At 37.1% G+C, this 3,723-nt stretch carries 6 protein-coding genes; all 6 read right to left on the reverse strand.

The features are described from left to right. The coding region (gene trpB / locus PHI38_RS09635) for a tryptophan synthase subunit beta (RefSeq protein ID WP_299855570.1) at positions 1-972 on the reverse strand (972 nt) is incomplete at its 3' end. Then, the gene (locus PHI38_RS09640) at positions 972-1,520 is read right to left on the reverse strand and encodes an adenine phosphoribosyltransferase (protein ID WP_299855572.1); all 549 of its coding nucleotides are present in this window, start codon (positions 1,518-1,520) and stop codon (positions 972-974) included. The genes PHI38_RS09640 and trpB, both read right to left, overlap by 1 nt. A gap of 10 nt (positions 1,521-1,530) precedes the next feature. After that, complete coding sequence (locus PHI38_RS09645; protein WP_299855574.1) at positions 1,531-1,863, reverse strand: hypothetical protein; 333 nt, start codon at positions 1,861-1,863, stop codon at positions 1,531-1,533. A 22-nt stretch (positions 1,864-1,885) separates the two neighbouring features. Next, on the reverse strand, positions 1,886-2,323 hold the full coding sequence (gene rpiB / locus PHI38_RS09650) for a ribose 5-phosphate isomerase B (protein ID WP_299855576.1): 438 nt from the start codon (positions 2,321-2,323) through the stop codon (positions 1,886-1,888). A 10-nt stretch (positions 2,324-2,333) separates the two neighbouring features. Next, positions 2,334-3,011, reverse strand: a complete 678-nt coding sequence (locus PHI38_RS09655) for a site-2 protease family protein (RefSeq protein ID WP_299855578.1) — start codon at positions 3,009-3,011, stop codon at positions 2,334-2,336. Then, positions 2,998-3,723 (reverse strand): signal peptidase I (gene lepB, locus PHI38_RS09660; RefSeq protein WP_299855580.1); only part of this gene is annotated, 726 nt, incomplete at its 5' end. The genes PHI38_RS09655 and lepB, both read right to left, overlap by 14 nt.

Here is a 3,723-nt window from a genome sequence, read left to right on the forward strand (position 1 = left end):
AAAATGAAAAGAGTGTTCAGGCCCAATCCCTGGATAATCAAGTCCAGCTGAGATAGAGTATGCCTCTTGAACTTGTCCATCTTCATCTTGCAAAAGATAGCTCATCTGCCCATGAAGGACTCCCGCTCTTCCTTTTTCAAGAGAACATCCATGCTCAGATGTTTCTACGCCGTGTCCACCAGCTTCTATACCGATACACTCAACTTCTTTATCTTCTAAGAAGTGTTGAAACATCCCAATAGCATTACTTCCACCACCGATACATGCTATTACATGGTCAGGGAGTCTGTTCTCTTTTTCAAGTATCTGCGCTCTTGCTTCATAACCGATGATTGCTTGAAAATCTCTAACCATCATAGGATATGGATGCGGGCCTGCAACAGTTCCAATGATATAAAAAGTATCTCTTGCATTTGTTACCCAGTGACGGATTGCGTCATTCATGGCATCTTTTAGAGTTTTGCTTCCACTCTCAACACTATTTACTTTTGCGCCGAGTAATTTCATGCGAAAAACATTTAGTTCTTGACGAGCAACGTCTTTTGCGCCCATAAATATCTCACACTCTAAATCAAGGAGTGCGCAGATAGTAGCGGTTGCAACGCCGTGTTGTCCTGCACCTGTTTCTGCTATGATTTTTTTGTATCCAAGACGCTTTGCCATAAGCCCTTGAGCTATAACATTGTTTACTTTATGCGCTCCGGTATGGTTTAAATCTTCTCTCTTTAGATAAATCTTTGCACCTAACTCATCAGATATGTTTTTTGCATAGTAAAGCGGGGAAGGGCGACCAACATAATCTTTTAAATAGTAATCTACCTCACTCCAGAAATCTTTGTCAAAGCGTATATTTTCATACTCTTGCTCTAACTTTAAAAGTGCTGGCATAAGGGTTTCAGGAACATATCTACCGCCAAATATTCCAAAATGTCCATTTTTTGGATCAAATTTTGAAGCTGATGGAATGTACATTATTTTACCTCTACTAAAGAGTAAACTTCAGTTAAATCTTGGAGCTTTTTATGTCCATCTAAAAAACTAAGGCAAAGGATAAAACAAGCTTCTACGCACGTTGCGCCAGTTTGATTTATCAGTTTTACAGCAGCATTTGCAGTTCCGCCAGTTGCAATCAAATCATCGATAAGAAGCACTCTAGCGTTAGGGATAGCGCTAAAAGCATCAAGATGAACTTCTACTTCATCAAAGCCATATTCGAGTGAATACTTCTCACTAATAGTCGTGTATGGAAGCTTCCCTTTTTTACGGATTGGCACAAAACCAATTCCAAGCATCTGTGCTAGAGCTGCTCCAAATATAAAACCTCTTGCATCAATTCCAGCAATATAGTTTAAGTTATACTCTTTATATCTTTGATAAAGATGATTCATCGTAACGCCAAAAGCCTCTGCATTGTTTAAGAGCGTTGTTATATCTTTAAAGACGATGCCAGGTTTTGGAAAATCTTTTATATCTCTAATTGAGCCTTCAATTATCTTTCTCTCTAAATTGCTTAATGTCATAATTTATCCTCTAAAGTAGAGCGTCTATACGACTCTCTAATGCTTTAATTTTATTGTTAAGACGGTCTGTCTCTTGTCTATGCTTAGTATTTCTCTGTTTTAAAACTTTAAGCTCATTTCGTAGCTTTGTTAACTCATCACTCAAAATATCAACATTACCAAGGGCACGTTGAAGTTGAATCTGATACTTTCTTATAAGTATCTCCGCTTCTTTAAGAGTAAGCTTCATCAAGTCGTTACTTCTTTTTTCTTTGTTCGTAATACTTTTAAAATAGAACATCTTTACAAAGAAGTATATAGCTATTATCGATAAGAGCGTTAAAAGTGACCATTCCCAAAACATATTTTTTCCTTAAGTAGGCTAGTTAAGCGTTTATTGCTTCTATTTTTGCAACTCTCTCTTTATGACGACCGCCCTCAAAACTTCCTGCAATCCAAGCATCTAAGACTGATTCAGCTACGCCTCTTCCAATGATTCTCTCACCAAAACAAAGAACATTTGCGTCATTGTGTCCGCGAGCAACAGTAGCTGAGTATGCTTCATGACATAGTGCAGCGCGAATGCCAGTGAAGCGGTTTGCAGCCATGCTCATGCCTATTCCAGAGCCACAAATCAAGATACCAAAAGAATCTTTATCTGCTAAAACAGCGTTACATACTTTAATGGCATAATCAGGGTAATCAACTCTATCTGTAGAAAAAGGGCCAAGATCTACAACTTCATGACCTTTGCCCTTTAATAGCTCAACTGTATAATTTTTAAGATCAAAACCGGCGTGGTCTGTTCCAATGTAAAATTTCATCATCTTCCTTTTATGGTAATAGCATAGCTAAAATAGTCTGTACTGGTAAGAGTAGCACAAAATTTTTAAGCGGTGTCATAAGAATTATTAGAACTATAATTATTCCATATCTTTCATATTTATAAAAGAACTCTGCAATGGAATCAACTCTATACTTCATACTTAGGTGCATAATAAAGTGCGCACCGTCAAACTGCGGTATTGGCAGAAGGTTGAATACTCCAAGAACCACATTTATTACTAAAAGCTGTAAAACAAGCATATAAGAAAAAATATAAAGCAAAGAGTCTTGATTTGTTGGTTGACTCATACCAACTATAACTACAGAAGCAAGAGCTGCAAGTGTAAAGTTATAAACGATTCCAGCTAAATCAACTTGCATTGCAGCGTTGTAACCGCCATTTTTTACAACAGTTGACATGTTGATAGGAACTGGTTTTGCCCATCCAAATAAAAAGCCACTATCTGCTCCAAAAAGCATAGGTAAAAAGTACATAGAAGCTGGAACAAGGATAGTACCAACTAAATCAATGTGTGATATCGGGTTTATAGATAATCTTCCAGCATTTCTAGCAGTGCTGTCGCCATACATATAGGCAACCCAGCCATGCATTATCTCATGCCCAATAATAGCTATGCCAAGAGATAAGACAGCTGTTAATATCTTTAGTAAATCAATAGATTCCATGATCATCTTTATCTTGTTCTATTCTCTCTGCAATAGCTTTTTCTAAATGAGTTGCATCTTCCAAATCAGTTGGTGTTTTACCAATTCTATCCCATCTGATTTCCCAGTTATCATCAATACTAAAATAGACAAACCAAGGAGTTCCTTCAATGTTTTCATAAGGAACCGCTCCCCAAAAACGGCTATCGTTTGAGTGATCTCTATTGTCACCCATCATAAAATAGAAACCTTCATCAACTTTTATTGGTGCAAAGTTAAAAATTGGCATCGGGTATCTGCCATTATTTACAATCTTTTCATCATGATGAATTCCAGGATGATTTTTTGTATATGGATTTTTTACCCAAAGCTTTCCAGCAAAAGTAATTATCTCATACCCTTTAAAGTTCTCCTCTATCCACGCATCACCTTGTGCATGGTGAAGATATAGGTCTTTGTTTGATACAAAAAGTTCATCATCAGGTAGTGCAACACATCTTTTAACAAAGTGTTGTTTAGTGTTATGAGGTGGTCTAAAAATAACTATATCTCCACGCTTTGGCTTATCGCCGTCCATTAGACGCAGGCTATCGCTCCATGGCATAATAGAGACTTCTAAAAATGGAATATGCGGCATAGAAACACCATAAGCAAGTTTTTTAGCAAAAAGATGATCACCTATTAAAAGAGAGTCTTTCATTGAACCACTTGGGATTTTAAAAGCTTGAGCGAT

This window comes from Sulfurimonas sp., assembly GCF_028694895.1.
Lineage (GTDB): Bacteria > Campylobacterota > Campylobacteria > Campylobacterales > Sulfurimonadaceae > Sulfurimonas.

Bases quoted from the DNA above. Each gene is read 5' to 3' on its own strand.
- PHI38_RS09645 (WP_299855574.1), bottom strand. From the start codon at position 1,863: ATGTTTTGGGAATGGTCACTTTTAACGCTCTTATCGATAATAGCTATA.
- PHI38_RS09655 (WP_299855578.1), bottom strand. From the start codon at position 3,011: ATGGAATCTATTGATTTACTAAAGATATTAACAGCTGTCTTATCTCTT.
- rpiB (WP_299855576.1), bottom strand. From the start codon at position 2,323: ATGAAATTTTACATTGGAACAGACCACGCCGGTTTTGATCTTAAAAAT.
- PHI38_RS09640 (WP_299855572.1), bottom strand. From the start codon at position 1,520: ATGACATTAAGCAATTTAGAGAGAAAGATAATTGAAGGCTCAATTAGA.